This window comes from Mesorhizobium sp. M5C.F.Ca.IN.020.32.2.1, assembly GCF_004023105.1.
Taxonomy (GTDB): Bacteria; Pseudomonadota; Alphaproteobacteria; order Rhizobiales; family Rhizobiaceae; genus Mesorhizobium; species Mesorhizobium wenxiniae.
The window spans coordinates 1-2803 of the sequence record NZ_RZSX01000820.1; the positions used below are offsets into that span (position 1 = coordinate 1).

Below are 2803 nucleotides of genomic sequence, written 5' to 3' on the forward strand. Positions count from 1 at the left end.
GCGCCGGAAAAAAATGGTGGCCGCTTCCCAGAACCGGCGTGCCTTGAAGCCGATCTCATAGAGCGAGGAATCGAACCACGCATCTGCCGCCAACAGTCGTGCGGCAATCGGACCTCTTCTCTTGCGTGGTTTCAAGGGACTGGCCATTCCAGGATCCTGCTGCGGCTACCCCTCCCACTGAGAAAACTGCTTGCGGGCAATTTCAGGGCGGCGCGCCAGCCAAGACTATTCGTCCATTTTGGCCCGGCTCACAAGAGCGATTGAGGCTTTCGCGGTACAGTTCGTCGATACGAAGAGTAGAGCTTGCCACTCGCACCGCTTTCAATATTACCGCGCGGCGATGAAGCGCATGAAATGCGCCACATGGGCGTCGCTTGGCTCCTGGCCGGTGAAGCTGCGCAGATAGGCAGCGAGATGACTGACTCTCGCCTCGACCGGTTCCTTGAGGTCGAGCACATAATAACCGATCTGCATGTAGTAGAGCACGCGGGCGCGGATGAAGGCATCCTCATCATCGTAGCCATGCCGGCGATACATGTCGCGGATCGCGCCGAGGCGGTCATTGTCGGCCTGGTCGATGGCCCGGCGAACGTCGTCGGAGCGACGCGCCCATTCCCGGATGGCGAAGTCGAGCCTGGGATCGAACAGGCGCTCGTCCGCCCAGCATTCGAACACGTTCATGACGCCCATGATGATGCTTTCGGCCGGCCGCTGCGCGCGTTCGACGAGCGCCCGGGTGTTGGTGTCCCGCCAATGGGCAAGCAACTGGTCGAGCAGATCCTGACGGCTCTCGAAGTACCAGTAGAAGCTTGAGCGCGAAACACCGAGCTTCTGGCCGAGCGGCAGCACGCGCACGCTTTCGATGCCGTCTGAAATCAATGTCTGGAGCGCAAGATTGATCCAGTCCCAGCGCGTCACCTTGATGTTGCCGGGCGCCGGCTCGTCCTGCGGAGCAATCATGATCATGGCCGCACAATAGGCATGAGGCGAGCTGCATACAACCGTACTAGACACATATGTACAGTACAAGTATCCTGCCCGCTCCAAAGAACTGGGCCGAGCGGCCGGCGCGCGTCATCGCGGCTTCTCCCTACGATCCCCAAGGCACGGCAATACGGCAAGCATACGGCAATGAGGAGTATCCGCCATGATCGATGACGCCGCACGTGATCTCAGGCGCGAACGCAGGCGCGGACGAACCGGCGAGGCCGGCAGCGAGACCAGCCGCCGGCCGGACTATCGTTCGCTGAAGAACCCATTCCTGCCGCAGCCGATCTTTTCGGTCGACCAGGTCGCCGCGATCCACGACACGGCGCTGCGCGTACTCGGGGAACTCGGCGTCAAGGTGCTTCTGCCGGAGGCGCGCACCATTCTTGCCCGTGCCGGTGCGCTGGTTGACGAGGACAACCAGATGGTGCGCATCGGCCGCGACATCGTCGCGGCGGCACTGGCTTCGGCGCCGAAATCGATCCGTGTCCACGCCGGCGACCGTACCCGCGACCTGACGCTCGAGCTCGGCTCGATGACGTTTCTGGCGGGATCCGGGGCGCCGAACGTCACCGATCTAGAGCACGGCCGGCGGCCGGGAACGCTTGCCGCTTTCGAGGATTTCATCCGCCTGGTGCAGCATTTCGACGTGCTGCACATGCTGGGACCCTGCATCGAGCCGCAGGACATCGACAACCGCTTCCGCCACTATGCAGTCAACCGCGCGCAGCTGACGCTGTCGGAAAAGTTGCCGTTCGTCTTCGCGCGCGGCACGCCGCAGGTGGAGGACGGCTTCGAGATGCTACGGCTGGCGCGCGGCCTGTCGGAGGACGAATTCCGTTCGGGCGCTCATTGCTACACCGTCATCAACACCAATTCGCCTCGCCAGCTCGACATTCCGATGGCGCAAGGCATCATCGACTTTGCCAGGGCAGGGCAGGTGTTGATCATCACGCCCTTCTGCCTGGCCGGCGCGATGGCGCCGATTACTGTGGCCGGCGCGCTGACGCTGCAGCACGCCGAAGCGCTGGCCGGGCTGACGCTGGCCCAGATCGTGCGGCCGGGTACGCCGGTCGTCTATGGTTCCTTCTCCTCCAATGTCGACATGAAGTCGGGGGCGCCGGCGTTCGGCACGCCGGAGCACGTCAAGGCGACGCTCGGCGCCGGTCAGCTTGCTCGCTTCACCGGTCTTCCTTGGCGGTCCGGCGGCGGCAGCGCCGCCAACATATCGGACGCGCAGGCGGCCCACGAAACGCAGTTCGCGCTGTGGGGCTCGGTGCTTGCGGGTGCAACGGTCTGCATCCATGCCGCTGGCTGGCTCGAAGGCGGCTTGAGCGTCTCTTTCGAGAAGCTGATCACCGACGTCGAGGCGCTGCAGACGGTCGCCGAACTCTGCGCGGCGACGCCCGGCGACGAGGACGCGATCGGCTTTGAGGCTATCGCTGAAGTGCAGCCGGGTGGGCATTTCTTCTCGGCCGGGCACACAATGGCGCGCTACCGCACCGCATTCTACGAGCCGCTGGTCGCCGACTGGTCGAATTTCGGCAACTGGACGCAGGCCGGGTCAAGAACCGCCACGGAGCGCGCGACCGGCATCTGGAAACGGCTGCTTGCCGATTTTCGGCCGCCGGCTTCCGCCGCTGCTACATCAGGTGTTCTCAACGAATTCATCGCGCGGCGCACGGAAGAGGGTGGCGCAGCACCGGTGTCGTGATCTAATTCAGTAACTGCGTCAAAGGGGACGCGGTTGCTGCCAGCGCACGTCAGGTGCCACCGCTCACCTCTTTAGAGCCGATGGCTCAAAAATGTTCATGGG

General features: G+C 63.6%; 3 protein-coding genes. 2 read left to right on the forward strand and 1 reads right to left on the reverse strand.

The genetic code is table 11. The features are described 5' to 3' along the window. Positions 1-327 precede the first annotated feature (327 nt). Positions 328-966 carry a TetR/AcrR family transcriptional regulator gene (locus tag EOA86_RS29340; RefSeq protein WP_128344852.1) on the reverse strand — a complete coding sequence of 213 codons (639 nt, stop codon included), beginning with the start codon at positions 964-966 and terminating at the stop codon, positions 328-330. 50 nt (positions 967-1016) lie between these two features. Between EOA86_RS29340 and EOA86_RS41340 the strand changes: the two genes are divergently transcribed. Beyond that, positions 1017-1151 (forward strand): hypothetical protein, encoded by a 135-nt coding sequence (locus EOA86_RS41340; protein ID WP_281035706.1) that lies wholly within the window; start codon positions 1017-1019, stop codon positions 1149-1151. Further along, a complete protein-coding gene (locus EOA86_RS29345; RefSeq protein WP_128344854.1) occupies positions 1148-2701 on the forward strand; it encodes a trimethylamine methyltransferase family protein in 1554 nt (517 codons plus the stop codon). The genes EOA86_RS41340 and EOA86_RS29345 overlap by 4 nt, the downstream gene beginning before the upstream one ends. Positions 2702-2803: the final 102 nt, after the last annotated feature.

Bases quoted from the DNA above. Each gene is read 5' to 3' on its own strand.
- EOA86_RS29340 (WP_128344852.1), bottom strand. From the start codon at position 966: ATGATCATGATTGCTCCGCAGGACGAGCCGGCGCCCGGCAACATCAAG.
- EOA86_RS41340 (WP_281035706.1), top strand. From the start codon at position 1,017: ATGTACAGTACAAGTATCCTGCCCGCTCCAAAGAACTGGGCCGAGCGG.
- EOA86_RS29345 (WP_128344854.1), top strand. From the start codon at position 1,148: ATGATCGATGACGCCGCACGTGATCTCAGGCGCGAACGCAGGCGCGGA.